The following is a 16,980-nucleotide window of genomic DNA, read 5'->3' as shown; positions in this document are numbered from 1 at the left end:
CCTGAATCTCGACGAACCCTTGGCGCGGCGACAAATAGGCAACTGCCACCCAATCCTCCTGACAGGCAGGTGTCAGGATCCTTCCGCTATAGAAGGATTTCACCTGAGGGGAGGATCAGAGATGCCGACGCAGTCAACAGCCAGCCGTTCCGACAAAGACCCTGCGGACGGCCGCAGCCATTTCGATTTCTTCCACGGACGCTGGGCGGTCAGCCATCGAAGGCTGCGCAAGCGGCTGGCAGACGACACCAACTGGGACATATTTGGCGGAACATGCGACGTGCGCCCGATTCTCGGCGGTCTCGGCAATGTCGACGACAATGTGATTGAATTGCCCGGCGGGAGCTATCGCGCCGCCACGGTGCGGACCTTCGATCCGGCGACGAAACAGTGGTCGATCTGGTGGATCGACGGCCGCAATCCGCTGACCATCGACGTGCCGATGCGCGGGTCGTTCGAGGATGGTGTCGGCACATTTTTGTGCGAAGATGTTTTCGAAGGCCGCCCGATCCGGGTGCGCTTCCTCTGGTCGGGGATCACCGAAAAGTCTGCGCGCTGGGAGCAGGCCTTTTCGCCGGATGGCGGCAAGACCTGGGAAACCAACTGGATCATGGAATTCGCCCGCCAGGCCTGATCTCCGAGGGTCAGCGCCGCAGATTGCTGTCGCTCAGGCGTCGTCGCCGGTGCCCGGGATGAAGGCATCGAAAGCGGCGAGGAACTGCTCGCGATACATGTCAGCCTCCTGCAGGATTTCATGGTGTGCGCCGTCGATCATCAGCAGCGAACCGAGGCGCAGACGCCTTGCATAGGCCTCCACAGCCTTGGTCGAAACGACCTGGTCGGCGCCGGCGGCGATCACCAGCATAGGGACCTGGATCGCGGCGACAAAGTCCGGATCGCTGACGGCTTCGGACGCCTCCGCGGCGGCTTTCAGCCAGCGGATCGTCGGCCCGCCAAGCGCCAGTTGCGGATAGGCTTCGTAGATGCCGGTGTTGCGCCGGTAGCGTTCCGGATCCGATGTCACCTTGTTGACGGCGAAGGGGGTGGTCTGCTTCGGCCGCGGTCCCCATGCGGCATAAAGCCGGCCGAGGCCCAGAAGGCAAAACACCGAGCAGACACGGCGAACCGTCGATATTGAGACCGGAAGGTCCGGCAAGGTCAGGAAGGGCGCGATCAGCACCATGCGCCGCACCCGGTTGACCATGGAAGGCGAGGCAAGCAGGGCGACCACCGCTCCGGCTGAATGGGCCAGGATGTAGTAAGGTCCGCGGCAATCGGGCAGCACGATCTCTTCGAAGAACTGTTCCAGGTCGCTGGTGTAGTCACGAAAACTGCGGACATAGCCGCGCTGCCGGTCGCGGATCAGCCGGTCGGAGCCACCCTGGCCGCGCCAGTCGAGGGTGGCAACGCCAAAGCCTCTGTCGGTAAGGTTGCGGATGGTCTCAAAATATTTCTCGGTGCACTCGTTGCGACCGGTCAGCACCACTACCGTGCCCTTGATCGGGCGGGTTACGGCGCCAAAGAGGCCATAGCGGATCCGCTTGCGGTCGCGGGTGGTGAAATAACCGCCTGCCGCGTTTACCGGTGACGGATTGCCAGGAAATTCGTGGAATAGGTCCGTCATTCGGCGTTTCGTTTTTCGTGTCGCTAGCGAGGCGCAGGCCCGGTGATAGACGCCAACGCGGCAAAAGCAAAGGGCTTCCGGTTGGAAGGGGAAGGCAGGAACTTCCGGCAACGAATGAGGCCGGAAGCAGCCTGCGGCGTGCTTCCGGCCTCTGTCGATCCGGGAGGAAGGGACGTTACACCCGGTTCGGCCTCGTCGCGGCACCTCATCCCGATGCCACCTGTTCTTGATCCTGGCTGCACACTAGCGCTGCCTGGCTGAACGGGCGCCGAAGCGGCGGTTCATCTGCCGTTCATCGAAGCGCGAATTCGCCGTCCGGCAAAAATCTTGAAATGCGCTTTTGCGCTCCCCAAATGTCTGATGCGGTCGCCAATGTCGGGGCCGCTGGCCCATCCGGAACGCCGTCACGGGTTTCGCACCGGCCAAACGCAAACCTTGTTGCTCACAGGAGAACACCTCATGCGTCACGTTGATTTTTCCCCGCTTTATCGCTCGACCGTCGGCTTCGACCGTCTCTTCACCATGCTGGATTCGCTTGCCCAGCCCGAGAGCGCGCAGACCTACCCGCCCTACAACATCGAGCGCACCGGCGAGGACGCCTATCGCATCTCGATGGCGGTTGCCGGTTTCTCGGAAGACGAGATCTCGATCGAGGCCCATCGCAATGTGCTGACCGTGAAAGGTGAGCGCAAGGAAGAGGGCAATGGCGAAGGTTCCGAGCTGCTCTATCGCGGTATCGCCTCGAGGGCCTTCGAGCGCCGCTTCCAGCTTGCCGACCATGTCGATGTCGTCGGCGCCACGCTGAAGAACGGTCTGCTCTTCGTCGACCTCAAGCGCAACATCCCCGAGGAACTGAAGCCGCGCAAGATCGCGATTACCGCGTCCTCGGCCAAGGCCAAGCAGATCGAGGCCAAGACCGCCGCGTAATCGCGGATCTCTCGAACGAACAAGTCCGTCTCCTCCCGAGACGAAAGCGGCGCCGAAAGGCGCCGCTTTTTGTTTGTCTTGATGTCTGTGCCATCCCCAACCAAGGATACTGGCCCTTTCGCGGCAAGCCTCGCTGAACGAGGTTTTCGTCCTACGAACGGATCGAGGGCATGTCTGATTTTTCCCTGGCGCTGACGGGCACAATCGCCATCACCTTTCTGCTGGCCGGCATCGTCAAGGGTGTCACCGGCATGGGTCTGCCGACGCTGGCAATGGGGCTTCTCGGCACCGTCATGCCGCCTGTGACCGCTGCCTCGCTGCTGATCGTCCCGTCCTTCGTCACCAATGTCTGGCAGCTGTTCGCGGGCCCGAGCTTCGCATCGATCCTGCGCCGGCTGTGGCTGATGATGGCCGGCATTCTCATCGGCACGGTCGCCGGGGCAAGGCTGCTGGCCAGCGACAACATAAAATGGACGACCGCGGGCCTGGGTGCAGCGCTGGTGCTCTACGCCGCCTACACGCTGCTGGCACGACAGCTCAGCATTCCGACCAAGGCCGAGCGCTGGTCGTCGCCGACCATCGGCTTCCTCACCGGCCTTGTCACCGGCGGCACAGGCGTGTTCGTCGTGCCGGCGGTGCCCTACATCCAGGCGCTGGGGCTGAGCCGGGACGACCTGATCCAGGCGCTCGGTCTTTCCTTCACGGTGTCGACCATTGCGCTGGCAGTCGGCCTCGCCTCGCATGGCGCATTTCAGATCGAGCATATCGCGATGTCGGCGCTGGCCGTCGCGCCGGCCCTGCTCGGGATGTGGCTCGGCCAGTTGCTCAGGCAGAGGATCAGCCCGGCGACCTTCCGCCGCTGGTTTCTGATCTTCCTGATCATGCTTGGACTGGAGCTGCTGGCGCGGCCCTTTCTGGCCTAGCCGTTTCCTTACCGGGCCAGCAAATGGCCAAGGTGGTCGACCTCTTCCGTGGTCGTGGCGAAGCTGGCGACGAAACGGTAGATCGCTTCATTGTCGCCGAGGTGGCCGTCGAAGCCTTGGGGTACGCCCCATTCGTAGAATTTGGCGCCCGCCGCCTGCAGCCTTTCGGCACTGGCGCGATCGAGGATGGCGAAAACCTCGTTGGCCTGCGGCAGCCAGGCAAGTCGGCCGGCCGGCGCGTCTTCGATCGTCTCGGCCAGCCGCGCGGCCATCGCGTTGCTGTGGCGCGCCATCCTCAGCCAGAGGTCGTCGGTGAAATAGGCTTCGAACTGGGCCGAGATGAAGCGTGCCTTCGAGAAGGTCTGTCCGGCGCGCTGGCGCAGCAGGCGCAGATCATGCCCGATGTCGGGGTTCAGGACCACGACCGCGTCGGCCATCCAGCAGCCGTTCTTGGTGCCGCCGAAGGAGATGAGGTCGACGCCGCTCTTCCAGGTCATTTCCGCAGGCGAAATGTCGGTCGCAGCAACGGCGTTGGCGAAGCGCGCACCGTCCATGTGCAGAGGCAGCTTGTGGCGGCGAGCGACCTCAGACACGGCTTTGACATCGTCGACGGTGTAGATCGTGCCGACCTCGGTCGCCTGGGTGATCGTCACCGCCATCGGCTGGCCGGCGGGAGCGAGGTCTTGCGAATAGCGCGTGATAGCCCGGTCGAGAACCTGCGGATTGATGCGCCCCAATGGCCCGGGGACGGGCGACATGCGCGCTCCGCCGGTATAGAAGCCCGCGGCACCGAATTCATCGACGTTCATATGCGCTTCGGAATGGCAGAAGGCGACGCCGCCGATACGATTGCATGCCGCCATGGAGAGCGCGTTGGCCGCCGTGCCGGTCGCGACGAAGAACACTGCGACCTCCCGCTCGAAGATCTCGCTGAAGCGCCGGTAGACGGCGCGGTCCAGTTCGCCATCGCCATAGGCGGTCGCGATGCCCGCGGCGTGCCGGGAAAGATTGGCCGAGATGTCGGGATGGACGCCCGCCCAGTTGTCGGATGCAAAGAACATTGAGAGGTCCGTATCTGGTTTGAAAAACGGGCGGGACCATGGCTGCTTTGGTGTTTGAGGCGCAAGGGCCAAGCGCTGGAAAACCAGTAAAGCCAGCCGAGCCATGCGGCAGGGGTGGCGATTGAAGGTTACGTTTCTGCACTTCCATGCGCAATTTTCTGTCGTGAAAGGCTCGAGATTTTTGTGAATCGGTCTTGTGCACGCCTGCGATTTCTGTCATAAAAATTTAGGACAGTAGTGCTGTCTTATTTTGTCGCACAAATCAGGCTGGATTGGCGTATCATTTGGGCCTCTCCGGCTGTTGCCGCGAGCGACAGGTAGACGATCCGGCTCTGGCCTGTACGAATACCATATGCGAAGCATGCGGAAAGCCGCTTGCCTCGGCAAGGATTTCGCAAGACGTGCCGCAAGGATGAAGGGGAGGCCATACGCTTCCCGAGGCAAACCAGCGCCCGGAGGGCGCGAATGGAGGACAGGATGATGACGGCAATGACGCCCTCTGCGACGAACGGTCCGGCCGCGCAGACGAAAGCGGCAGCCGTCAAAACTGCGATCCGATCCAATATTGGCCGAACCGGCACCGGCTTTGCCGCGCAGGGTCTCTACGATCCCCGCAACGAGCACGATGCCTGCGGCGTCGGCTTCATCGTCAACATGAAGGGCGTGAAGTCGCACGGGATCGTCAAGGACGGCCTTGCCGTGCTCGAAAACCTGACGCATCGCGGCGCCGTCGGCGCCGATCCGCTGGTGGGCGACGGAGCCGGCGTTCTGGTGCAGATTCCAGACCGTTTCTTCCGCGAGGAGATGGCCGCCCAGGGCATCGACCTGCCGCCGGCGGGTCAGTACGGCGTCGGACACTGGTTCATGCCGCAGGACGCAGCACTGCGCGCCCATATCGAGGACATCATTGCCGAATCGGCGCAGTCCGAGGGGCTTCCGCTGCTCGGGTTCCGTGACGTGCCGGTCGACAATTCGTCCCTGTCGAAGGCTCCGAACATCGTGGCCTCCGAGCCGTTCCACCGGCAGGTCTTCATCGGCCGCACGGCCGACATTACCGACGACGAGGAGTACGAGGCCAGGCTCTATCTGCTGCGCAAGGTCATATCGGGCCGCATCTACGCCGAGAACGACAACAAGGACATCGGTTCCTATTGCGTGTCGCTGTCGGCGCGCACCATCGTCTACAAGGGCATGTTCCTGGCCTATCAGGTCGGGGCCTACTACAAGGACCTCACCGATCCGCGTTTTGAGACGGCGCTGATCCTCGTCCACCAGCGCTTCTCGACCAACACCTTCCCGTCGTGGAAGCTGGCGCATCCCTACCGCATGGTCGCGCACAACGGCGAGATCAACACCGTGCGCGGCAACAACAACTGGATGGCGGCGCGCCAGGCGTCGGTCGATTCCGAGCTGTTCGGCAACAACATCTCGAAGCTTTGGCCGATCTCCTACGAAGGCCAGTCCGACACCGCATGCTTCGACAATGCGCTCGAATTCCTGTTCCAGGGCGGCTACACGCTCAGCCACGCCATGATGATGCTGATCCCGGAAGCCTGGGCCGGCAACAAGCTAATGGATGCCGATCGCAGGGCCTTCTACGAATACCATGCCGCGCTGATGGAGCCGTGGGACGGGCCGGCGGCGGTCGTCTTCACCGATGGCCGCCAGATCGGCGCCACGCTCGACCGCAATGGCTTGCGCCCGGCGCGCTACATCGTCACCGATGACGACCGCGTCATCATGGCCTCGGAAGCCGGCGTGCTGCCGGTGCCGGAGGAGCGGATCGTCAAGAAGTGGCGGCTGCAGCCCGGCCGCATGCTTTTGATCGACCTGGAGAAGGGCCGCATCATCTCCGACGAGGAGATCAAGTCGGAGATCGCGACCAAGCACCCCTACAAGAGCTGGCTCGCCAACACGCAGCTCATCCTGGAAGACCTCAAGCCGGTCGAGCCGCGCGCGCTGCGCAAGGATGTCAGCCTGCTCGATCGCCAGCAGGCGTTCGGCTACAGCCAGGAAGACACCAAGCTGTTGATGTCGCCGATGGCCACCACCGGCCAGGAAGCGGTCGGCTCGATGGGCACCGACACGCCGATCTCGGCGATGTCGGACAAGTCGAAGCTGCTCTACACCTATTTCAAGCAGAATTTCGCTCAAGTCACCAACCCGCCGATCGATCCGATCCGCGAGGAGCTGGTGATGAGCCTGGTGTCCTTCATCGGACCGCGGCCGAACATCTTCGACCTCGTCGGCAACTCGCGCCGCAAGCGCCTGGAAGTGCGCCAGCCGATCCTGACCAATGGCGATCTCGAAAAGATCCGCTCCATCGGCCACACCGAGGACCGTTTCGATACCAAGACGATCGACATCACCTACGCCTCGAACGAGGGCGCGGCCGGCATGCAGGGCGCCATCGACCGGCTCTGCGAGCGCTCGGAAGCGGCAGTCGCCGGCGGCTACAACATCATCATCCTGTCTGACCGTCAGGTCGGACCGGACCGCATCGCCATCCCGGCGCTTCTCGCCACGGCCGCGGTTCACCACCACCTGATCCGCAAGGGGCTACGCACTTCGGTCGGTCTCGTCGTGGAATCCGGCGAGCCGCGCGAGGTGCATCATTTCTGCTGCCTCGCCGGCTATGGCGCCGAAGCGATCAACCCTTATCTCGCCTTCGACACGCTGCTCGACATGCACAAGCGCGGCGAACTGCCGGCCGAGGTCGACGCCTATGAAGTCGTCTCCCGCTACATCAAGTCGATCGGCAAGGGCATCCTGAAGGTGATGTCCAAGATGGGCATCTCGACCTATCAGTCCTATTGCGGCGCGCAGATCTTCGACGCCATCGGCCTGAAGACCGATTTCGTGCAGCAATATTTCACCGGCACCGCGACACTGATCGAAGGCGTCGGGCTGGACGAGATCGCGGCCGAGACGCTCAGCCGCCACAGCGACGGTTTCGGCAACGACCCGGTGCTGCGCAACAGCCTCGAGGTCGGCGGCGAATACATGTTCCGCATGCGTGGTGAGGCGCATATGTGGTCGCCCGATGCGGTTGCCACCTTGCAGCATGCCGTGCGCCAGGGTTCGTGGGATACGTTCAAGGATTATTCGGCCCAGATCGACAGCGAGACCGCGCGGGCGCAGACCATTCGCGGCCTGTTCAAGATCAAGCGCGCCGAAGAGACCGGCCGCAAGAAGGTCGCGCTCGAAGACGTCATGCCGGCGGCCGACATCGTCAAGCGCTTCTCGACTGGCGCGATGTCGTTCGGCTCGATCTCTCGTGAGGCGCACACCACGCTGGCGCGTGCCATGAACGCCATCGGCGGTAAGTCGAACACGGGCGAGGGCGGCGAGGAGTCCGACCGCTATCTGCCGCTGCCCGGTGGCGGCAAGAACCCAGAGCGCTCGGCGATCAAGCAGGTCGCTTCCGGCCGCTTCGGTGTTACGGCGGAGTACCTGGTCAACTCCGACATGATGCAGATCAAGGTCGCGCAGGGCGCCAAGCCCGGCGAGGGCGGCCAGCTGCCCGGCCACAAGGTCGACGCTACCATCGCCAAGGTCCGGCACTCGACGCCAGGCGTCGGCCTGATCTCGCCGCCGCCGCATCACGACATCTATTCGATCGAGGATCTGGCGCAACTGATCTACGATCTGAAGAACGTCAATCCCGCGGCCGATGTCTCGGTCAAGCTGGTGTCGGAGGTCGGTGTCGGCACGGTCGCCGCCGGCGTTGCCAAGGCGCGCGCCGACCACATCACCATCTCGGGCTATGACGGCGGCACCGGCGCGTCGCCGCTGACCTCGCTGAAGCATGCCGGCAGCCCGTGGGAAATGGGCCTGGCCGAAACGCACCAGACGCTGGTGCTGAACGGCTTGCGCTCGCGCGTCGCGCTGCAGGTCGACGGCGGGTTGCGCACCGGCCGCGACGTCATCATCGGCGCGCTGCTCGGCGCCGACGAGTTCGGCTTCTCCACCGCGCCATTGATCGCTGCCGGCTGTATCATGATGCGCAAGTGCCACCTCAACACCTGTCCGGTCGGCGTAGCGACGCAGGACCCGGTGTTGCGCAAGCGCTTCAAGGGCACGCCCGAGCACGTCATCAACTTCTTCTTCTATGTCGCGGAAGAGGTTCGCGGGCTGCTCGCCGAAATGGGCTTCACTCATCTCGACCAGATCATCGGCGATGCCGATCTCCTGGAAAAGCGCGACGTGATCCAGCACTGGAAGGCACGCGGGCTCGATTTCGGCAAGATGTTCTTCAAGCCGGACGCGCCGCATGAGGCCGTGCACTGGACCGAGCGGCAGAAGCATCCGATCGACGATGTGCTCGACCGTAAGCTGATCGAACTGGCGAAGCCGGCGCTGGAAGCCAAGCAGCCGGTGACCATCGAGCTGCCGATCCGCAATGTCGACCGTTCGGCGGGCGCGATGCTGTCGGGCGAAGTGGCCAAGCGCTTCAAGCACAAGGGCCTGCGCGAAGACACGATCTCGGTCAAGCTCACCGGCACCGCCGGCCAGTCCTTCGGCGCCTTCCTGGCGCGCGGCGTCTCGTTCGAGCTGGTCGGCGCCGCCAACGACTATGTCGGCAAAGGTTTGTCGGGCGGGCGCATCGTCATCCGTCCGCCGGAAGAGGCCAAGATCGTCGCTGCTGAGTCCATCATCGTTGGCAACACGGTGCTCTACGGCGCAACCGAGGGCGAGGCCTATTTCGCCGGCGTCGCCGGCGAGCGGTTTGCCGTGCGAAATTCGGGCGTTGCGGCCGTCGTCGAAGGCGTCGGCGACCATGGCTGCGAATACATGACCGGCGGCATCGTCGTCGTCATCGGCAAGACTGGCCGCAACTTCGCCGCCGGCATGTCAGGCGGCGTCGCCTATGTGCTGGACGAGGTAGGCGACTTCGCCGAACGCTGCAACATGGCGATGGTCGAGCTGGAGCCGGTCCCGGAGGAAGACGATCTGATGGAGAAGCTGCTCCATCATGGCGGCGACCTCGACCACAAGGGCCGCGTCGACGTCTCCGGCGACATGACCAGCCACGACGAGGAGCGGCTCTATCAGCTGATCTCGAACCACGTGCACTTCACGGGTTCGGTGCGCGGCCGCGAGATTCTCGACAACTGGACGGCTTTCCGGCCGAAATTCCGGAAAATCATGCCGGTCGAGTATCGCCGCGCGCTGATCGAGATGGAGCGCATGCGCATGAGCGTGGCGGCGGAATAGGCTTTGGGCGTTGCCGGGGAGCAGGGCTTCCCGGCCGACACCTCATCAACAATCCTGACCTCGGACTGAAGGTTGCCATGGCTGCCTTATGAGGTTAACGGGTGCGCCAACGAGCGTGCCTTCGGACAGCAGGGACTGGACTATGGGCAAGGTAACAGGCTTTCTCGAGATCGACCGGCAGGTGCACAAGTACCAGCCGGCCTCCGACCGCATCCGGCATTTCCGCGAATTCACGCTGCCGATGTCGGACAAAGAGGTTGAGAAACAGGCCGCGCGCTGCATGGATTGCGGCATTCCGTTCTGCCACGGGCCGACCGGCTGCCCGATCCACAACCAGATCCCGGACTGGAACGACCTCGTCTATAATGGCGACTGGGACAATGCGATCCGCAACCTGCATTCGACCAACAATTTCCCGGAGTTCACCGGCCGCATCTGTCCGGCACCGTGCGAGGAAGCCTGCACGCTGAACCTCGAGGACATTCCGGTCGCCATCAAGACCGTCGAGCAGGCCATCGCCGACAAGGCTTACGAAACCGGCCACATACGGCCCTATCCGCCGGAGAAGAAGACCGGCAAGCGCGTCGCCGTCATCGGCTCGGGGCCTGCCGGCATGGCGGCCGCGCAGCAGCTCGGCCGTGCAGGTCACGACGTTCATGTCTATGAGCGCGAAAGCCGCCCGGGTGGGCTTATGCGCTACGGCATTCCCGACTTCAAGATCGAGAAGCACTATATCGACCGCCGTATCGAGCAGATGCAGGGCGAAGGCGTGACTTTCTATTGCGGCGTCAATATCGGCGTCGACAAGCCTGTGGCCGACCTGCTCGCCGAGTACGACGCGGTGCTCTATTGCGGCGGTTCGGAAACGCCGCGCGCCGCCAGCATCCCAGGTGACGATCTCGGCGGCGTCTACGACGCGATGCCCTATCTGGTGCAGCAGAACAAGCGCGTCGGCGGCGAGCCGATCCAGTCGGTGGCCTGGCCTTCGCATCCGATCATCGCCAGCGGCCAGCATGTCGTCGTCGTCGGCGGCGGCGATACCGCCTCCGACTGCGTCGGCACGGCCTTTCGCCAGGGCGCGGTTCGCGTCACCCAGCTCGACATCCGGCCGCAGCCGCCGGAGAAGGAAGACAAGCTCGCGGTCTGGCCCTATTGGGCGACGAAGATGCGCACTTCGTCGTCCCAGGCCGAGGGTGCGGAGCGTGAATTCCAGGTGGCGACGCTCGAATTCATCGGCGAAGAGGGCCAGTTGACCGGGGTCAGATGCTGTGAGGTCGACGACAGGCGCAAGCCGATCGCCGGCACCGAATTCGTCATCCGCGCCGATCTTGCATTCATCGCCATCGGCTTTGCCGGACCGGCTGCCGCTGGTGTGGTGGCGGAACTGGACGGGCAGATGAAGATCACCACCGACAGCCGGCGCTCCAGGAATGTCGAGGCCAATGACCACGACTACAGGACCAACGTCGACAGGCTCTATGCGGCGGGCGACGTGCGCCGCGGCCAGTCGCTGGTGGTCTGGGCCATCCGCGAGGGCCGCCAGGCGGCGCGTTCGATCGACGAGGCCCTCATGGGATCGAGCGTTCTGCCCCGCTGAGACCGTTTGAAACCCTACTCCTGCGGCCATCTGGAGGCGTTTTCTGCGCTTCCGGTGCTCGCGTACCCAAACGTACGCTCCGCCCCGGTCCTCGAAAACACCTTCATATGGCTCGCAGGAGCAAGTTTCGAAACGGTCTCCGAGCTTTGCCGTTTATCAAGGATTGATTGCCGTCGTCTTGTCGGTCACAGCGGCAGCCGTGGCGGGCTGGGTCTTCGGCGGCGAGGAAAAATCGTCGGCGCGGCCGGGCGAGGCATCGGGTGCCTTGCCTTCGATGACAAGTTTTTCGCCGGGCAAGTTCGGGTTGCCCTTTACCGGCGGCGCGGCGCCGAGAAGCTCGGAGCCGCCATCGAGTGCCGGATCGCCAAGCAGCATCGGCGGGGTGCGGTCGACCACGATCGGAGCGGCGGCCGGCGCCGGTGCTTCGACCGGTGCGCCAGCGGGGGCGGAGGCTGTCACCGCGCCTCCCGGCGCGGTGATGCCAAGGATCTTCATCAGCGGCTTTTCGGTGTAGAAGGCAAGCTTGCGCTTGCCGGCCTTCGACACGTTGATGCCGTCGTCGGAGCGCAGGCGCACCGGCTGGCCGTTGATGTCGGGACCGCTGGTCACGAAGGCGCCGTTCTCGTCGACGAAACCGTCCCAGACATCGACGAATTCGCCGCCATGCTTTTGCGCCGCCGAGTGGTAGATGTCGTTGAAGGCCAGCATGTCGGAGGTCATTTTCGAGACCCGGAACGCGGGCATGCCGACCCACAGGAACGGCACTTTGGCCGCCGCTATTGCCGTGCCGAGCGCATCGGTGCGGCGTTCATATTCCTTGGTCCAGTTCTCCGATCGCGGCTGCTCGCGCACGTCGCCGACCTTCATCTGCTGGCGGTCGTTGGAGCCGAGCATGACGATTACCGCTGCGGGTTTTTCGGTGTCGATCAGCGATTTGATCTGTTCCGGCCAGTTGTAGAAATCGTCGCGCACGAAACCGGATGAGCCGTTGCTGCGTGCGACGATCCTGACGCCGGGGTTTTCCGCAAAGGCCGTGTCCAGACCTTCGGCGAGACCCGCCGCCATGAAATCGCCGACCACCAGGACGACGCGGGCATCCGGGGTCTTTTCCACGATCGGCGTCGCCGGTTCGGCTGGGAGGCGGGGCCGCGATTTTTTGGCCTTGGGCTTCGGCCTTGCCTTCTGGATGTCGAGCGGTGGTTCGACCCGCTCGCTGCGGCGCGGAAACAAGAGGTCGCGCAGCGACCAGCCGCGATTTTGCTGTTCCTGCGCCAGGGCCGGCGTGTGAAAGGTGCTGGCTGCAGCGACAGCCAGGACGGCGATCGCCAGAATCAGGATCGGCATGCGGCGAAGGATCACCCGTATACGCGCAACCGAAACCAAGTATTCCCCCCGTTTCTAAGGCAGCTCTACTTTTGCCGGAGCCATTTGAGCACTTCCATGCTTGGATAGCCGTCCTGGGTCAAGCCGGTCTTTGCCTGGAAGGCCAGGATCGCGGCTTTCGATCCGTCTCCGATCTTGCCGTCGAACTTGCCGTCATAGTAGCCATGCTCGGAAAGCCGTTGCTGAAGCTCCTGCCTTTCCTCGAAGGTGAGCTTGGTGAAAGGCCGTTTCCAGTCCTGCACCAGACCGCCATAGCCGGCGATTTCGTCGGCAAGAAGGCCGACGGCGAGCGCGTATTTGTCGGCGTTGTTGTAGGCTTTGATGACCGAGAAATTCTTGATCATCAGGAAGGCCGGTCCGCCACGGCCGTCCGGCACCTTTAGCGTCGCCTTGTCGGAGCCGTTCTTGAACGGCTTGCCGTTGGCCCTGGCAACGCCGAGCGCCTGCCATTGCGCCAGCGTCTTGGAGCCGCCGGGAAGTTTGCCGGCCGGCAAGGTGACCTCATAGCCCCAGGTCTTGCCGGCCTGCCAGCCGTTCTTCCTGAGCAGGTTTGCGGCTGTCGCCAAAGCGTCTGGAATCGAATTCCAGATGTCGCGCTTGCCGTTGCCGTCCATGTCGACCGCATAGGCCTGATAGCTGGTCGGGATGAACTGGGTGTGGCCCATCGCACCGGCCCAGGAGCCGCTCAGATGGCTTTCGTCGATATCGCCTCTCTGCAGGATCTTCAGTGCCGCGATCAGCTGGGTGCGGGCGAACTTCGAGCGCCTCGGGTCGGCATAGCCGAGCGTCGCCAGCGAGCGGATGACATTGCGCATGATGTCGTCGCGCTTGAGGATCTCGCCATAATTCGATTCCATCGACCAGATGGCGAGCAATATGTTGCGGTCGACGCCGAATCTGGCCTCGATCCTGTCCAGCCAAGGCTTCCATTTCCTGGCCATCTGCTGGCCGACGGCGACCGACTGGTCATGGACGCGGTTGTCGAAATAGTCCCAGGCGGGAGCGGTGAATTCGGGCTGTGTGCGGGCCTTCTCCAGCACCACGGGGTCGATATCGTTGATGTTCTTGAAGGCCTGGTCGTAAAGCGCTCCGGAAACGCCGCTCTGCACCGCCGTAGCGCGGAAGCTGGCAACCCATTGCCGAAACCCGGCATCGGCGAAAGCGGGCCCAGCGGGCATCAGCAGGGCAAGCGAGAGGCTGGCTGCCGTCACGGCGCTTGCCAGGCGCTTTGCGGTACTGCGAACGGACATCTTTTCCTCCTTCGTCATATCAGGAAGATCATTCATCGCCGAACCCGGTTAGCATTTAGTTTACCATAGGTGGGGTCGGGAACGAAAAGACGCCTCGATGCTTTACGCACTGCAATGTTTAGTCCTGCTATTGTCCAGGTCTCGATTCCGGCGTGAAAATGTCTCAGAACGGGATTGCGGAGCAGGCCCTCAAACGGATAATTGACAGCATGAAGAGAGTTCGCAAGGCAGTCTTCCCGGTCGCCGGCCTCGGCACGCGGTTCCTCCCGGCCACCAAGGCCATCCCGAAGGAAATGCTGACAGTCGTCGACAGGCCGGTCATCCAGTATGTCGTGGACGAGGCGCGCGATGCGGGGATCGAGCACTTCATCTTCGTGACCGGACGCAACAAGGCGGTCATCGAGGACCATTTCGACGTCCAGTTCGAACTCTACGACACGCTTGCGCAGCGCGGCAAGGACGACCAGCTTGCCCGCCTGCAGCGGCTGCAGCCGGCGCCGGGCCAGACCAGCTTCACCCGCCAGCAGGTGCCGATGGGGCTTGGCCATGCCGTCTGGTGCGCGCGCGAGCTTGTCGGCGACGAGCCTTTCGCGCTGCTGTTGCCCGACATGATCATGCAATCGGAAAAGAGCTGCATGAAGGACATGGTCGAACTCTATGCCGAGACCGGCAACAACATCATCGCGGTGCAGGAATGCGATCCGGCCGACGCGCATAAATACGGCATCGTCGGCCGCGGCGAGGATACGCATCACGGCTTCCGCATCACCGGCATGGTCGAGAAGCCGAAGACGGGCACTGCGCCGTCCAACCTGTTCATCAACGGCCGCTACATCCTGCAGCCGGAAATCTTCGGCATCCTCGAAGGCCAGGAGCGCGGCGCGGGCAACGAGATCCAGCTCACCGACGGGATGCTGAAGCTGGAAAAGCAGCAACCCTTCTACGGCTACCACTATCAGGGCCGCACCTTCGATTGCGGTTCGCCGGAAGGCTTCGTCGAGGCCAATGTCGCCTTCGCCCTGTGGCGCAACGACATGAACGAGAACATGCGCGGTGTCATCCGCACGCTGCTCGATGAGATGAAGCCCTCCGAGCGCCGCGGCGCCACCCTCTAGGCATGCTGATCGGCTGTTCTAGCGCTGCACCTTCACGCCGAGGAAGATGCTGTTGGCCTTGTAATCGCGCCCCGGCAAATTGCTCGTCTGTTTTTCGGTTCTGGCGCGGGTGGTGAGACCGACATACCGGTTTAGCCACCATGTCAGTCCGGCCTCGGCGCTCAGAATCAGATCATGCCCATCGGAGCCAGCATAATCGCGCCAGCCTGCGGCAAGAACCGCGTTTCCGGTCAGATTGGCGCGGATTTGCCGCTCGCCCAATAGACTGGCAGCATAAAGGAGGTCGCCGCTCTCGCCGGCGGTCGTCGTGCCCTCGACGGTCGTCAGTGCGAGGAGGCCGATCGTGGTGCCGCGCTCGGGCGACCATTTGAGGCCGGCGTTCAAGGTCGGGCCTGAAATTGGTTGCAGACGGCTGTCGTCGAACGTCTCCGTCAGCCAGCCGGCCGAGAACTCGCCGACAAGTTTCTCTCTCAGGTCGAGTGCGACACCGGCTCGGGCACCAATCCCTTTCGAGGAGCGCTCATAGCCGTTTGTATCGAATTGCTGATCATAGGCTCGGCGACCGACCTGGACTTCGGTGAAGGGCGTGATGGCCGGGGAGATTTCATAGCCAGTGCGCAAGGTCGCCGTATAGAGCGTCGAGTCGCGGTCTTTCTGCGACAGCGAGCCGCCCATCGAGAGCTCGGCGTCGCCATAGATGTCGTGTTCGACCGCACCGGTGAGGCCCAAGCGTAGCTTGCCGACATCCTTCACGAGGGCGAGGCCGCCGTTGACGGTCTGGCGGACCGGCTGTTCGACGGTGCCGACAATGACGACTGGTGAGGAGGCCGATTCCGGCACGGCCTCGTAGCCGAGTGTGGCGATCGCACGCAGTTCGTTGTCAAGATCGACGTTGAGCGTGCCTTCAACGCGGCCTAGCGCGTCGTGAACCTCGTCGCCGGATATGGTGTTGCGAAATATGCCATAGCCGTCGATCGTTGCCGAATTCTCTTGCCAGTCGGAGATGGCGTTGAAGCGTAGCGCCGTTTCCGACAGCAATGCGGGTTTGCCGCCGCTGCTCAAATCGGCGTTCGACGAGGCCGTCAGTCCTTGCTCCAGCGTCGGCCTGATCACGAAGGAGCCGATCTTGATGCCGGTCGCAGCGAACGGGTCGTCCTCGATCTTCCTGTCCAGACCTTCGATGGCCCCGGTGCGCTCGGCGCCGGGGTCCAGCTCCTGACGGTCGGCGCTGTCGATGGTGACGGCACGGGGGTTGGCGCCGTCCTGGTCCTCGTCGGTGGTGCCGGTATCGTCGGTGGCAGCCGTCGTCGCCGTGTCGGCCTGTTGGTTGGCCTTCTTCTTTATCTTGCCCTTTTTGGTCTTGTCCCCGGCGGCGTCGGCGCGCTGTTTCGCGTTCGAGGGCCGGCGCGGCTTGACCGGAGCCGCCTCGTCGCCAAGCGTGTCGTCGGTGGCAGCGGGCTGATCGAAAATGCTGCCGGTCGCGCCTGTCGCGTTGGTGTCGTCAGGCACCGCGCCGGGGCTGGCCGGCTGGTAGGTGTCCGCCGGCGCGTCGTCCGTTGCGGCTGCGTTCGCTTGTGCCTGCTGGTCCTGGGGACTGGCCATGACCAACTGCCTGGCCTTGCGCTGCTGGTCGGACAGGATCGCCGATTCCGAAACCTCGCCGCGCAGCTCGGTTTCCTGGGCGTGGAGCGGTATTGGCCGCAGCAAAGCCAGGACGCTGGCCGCCAGCAGCAGAGTGCTGACGGTTGTGTCCCTGAGACCTCGTTTCGTTCCAGGCTGGGCCCGCGACATCGTCACCACTGCTTGCGCGCCACATGCGCGCCATACTTACCGAACCGTAAATGAGGATGGTTAACCAAGGGTTGAGGCGGCTGCTGTCAGGC

At 63.5% G+C, this 16,980-nt stretch carries 11 protein-coding genes; 6 read left to right on the top strand and 5 right to left on the bottom strand.

Translation table 11 applies throughout. The annotated features are described in order from the left end of the window. The first annotated feature begins 121 nt into the window (after positions 1-121). Positions 122-634 (top strand): DUF1579 domain-containing protein, encoded by a 513-nt coding sequence (locus ACSQ3Z_RS22010; protein ID WP_436173374.1) that lies wholly within the window; start codon positions 122-124, stop codon positions 632-634. A 33-nt stretch (positions 635-667) separates the two neighbouring features. Here the strand turns inward: ACSQ3Z_RS22010 and ACSQ3Z_RS22005 are convergent, their stop codons facing one another. Beyond that, on the bottom strand, positions 668-1,624 hold the full coding sequence (locus ACSQ3Z_RS22005) for an alpha/beta fold hydrolase (RefSeq protein WP_436173373.1): 957 nt from the start codon (positions 1,622-1,624) through the stop codon (positions 668-670). Positions 1,625-2,083: 459 nt separating this feature from the next. Here ACSQ3Z_RS22005 and ACSQ3Z_RS22000 point away from each other — a divergent pair, with 459 nt between their 5' ends. Together ACSQ3Z_RS22000 and ACSQ3Z_RS21995 are read left to right on the top strand one after the other, a co-directional pair. Further along, on the top strand, positions 2,084-2,551 hold the full coding sequence (locus ACSQ3Z_RS22000) for an Hsp20 family protein (RefSeq protein ID WP_436173372.1): 468 nt from the start codon (positions 2,084-2,086) through the stop codon (positions 2,549-2,551). A gap of 170 nt (positions 2,552-2,721) precedes the next feature. Further along, entirely contained in the window at positions 2,722-3,474 is a 753-nt protein-coding gene (locus ACSQ3Z_RS21995) for a sulfite exporter TauE/SafE family protein (protein WP_436173371.1), read from the top strand. Positions 3,475-3,482: 8 nt separating this feature from the next. On the opposite strand, the gene ACSQ3Z_RS21990 is transcribed toward ACSQ3Z_RS21995, so the two are convergent. Then, on the bottom strand, positions 3,483-4,535 hold the full coding sequence (locus ACSQ3Z_RS21990; RefSeq protein WP_436173370.1) for a threonine aldolase family protein: 1,053 nt from the start codon (positions 4,533-4,535) through the stop codon (positions 3,483-3,485). Positions 4,536-5,015: 480 nt separating this feature from the next. On the opposite strand from ACSQ3Z_RS21990, the gene gltB reads away from it, so the two are divergent. Further along, positions 5,016-9,752, top strand: coding sequence for a glutamate synthase large subunit (gene gltB, locus ACSQ3Z_RS21985; protein WP_436173962.1), 4,737 nt, complete (start codon positions 5,016-5,018; stop codon positions 9,750-9,752). Between the two features lie 142 nt (positions 9,753-9,894). After that, entirely contained in the window at positions 9,895-11,349 is a 1,455-nt protein-coding gene (locus tag ACSQ3Z_RS21980; protein ID WP_436173369.1) for a glutamate synthase subunit beta, read from the top strand. Positions 11,350-11,505: 156 nt separating this feature from the next. Here the strand turns inward: ACSQ3Z_RS21980 and ACSQ3Z_RS21975 are convergent, their stop codons facing one another. Both ACSQ3Z_RS21975 and ACSQ3Z_RS21970 read right to left on the bottom strand, forming a co-directional pair. Then, positions 11,506-12,732, bottom strand: coding sequence for an SGNH/GDSL hydrolase family protein (locus ACSQ3Z_RS21975; protein ID WP_436173368.1), 1,227 nt, complete (start codon positions 12,730-12,732; stop codon positions 11,506-11,508). Positions 12,733-12,758: 26 nt separating this feature from the next. Further along, entirely contained in the window at positions 12,759-13,982 is a 1,224-nt protein-coding gene (locus ACSQ3Z_RS21970; protein WP_436173367.1) for a lytic murein transglycosylase, read from the bottom strand. Positions 13,983-14,191: 209 nt separating this feature from the next. On the opposite strand from ACSQ3Z_RS21970, the gene galU reads away from it, so the two are divergent. Next, positions 14,192-15,097 carry a UTP--glucose-1-phosphate uridylyltransferase GalU gene (gene galU, locus ACSQ3Z_RS21965; protein WP_436173366.1) on the top strand — a complete coding sequence of 302 codons (906 nt, stop codon included), beginning with the start codon at positions 14,192-14,194 and terminating at the stop codon, positions 15,095-15,097. 18 nt (positions 15,098-15,115) lie between these two features. Here the strand turns inward: galU and ACSQ3Z_RS21960 are convergent, their stop codons facing one another. After that, complete coding sequence (locus ACSQ3Z_RS21960) at positions 15,116-16,888, bottom strand: outer membrane beta-barrel protein (protein WP_436173365.1); 1,773 nt, start codon at positions 16,886-16,888, stop codon at positions 15,116-15,118. Between the last annotated feature and the right edge of the window lie 92 nt (positions 16,889-16,980).

The sequence above is a fragment of the Mesorhizobium sp. LjNodule214 genome (genome assembly GCF_964252735.1).
GTDB lineage: Bacteria > Pseudomonadota > Alphaproteobacteria > Rhizobiales > Rhizobiaceae > Mesorhizobium.
Note: the sequence above shows the minus strand (reverse complement) of the source record. Positions and strands in the feature narration are given on the sequence as shown.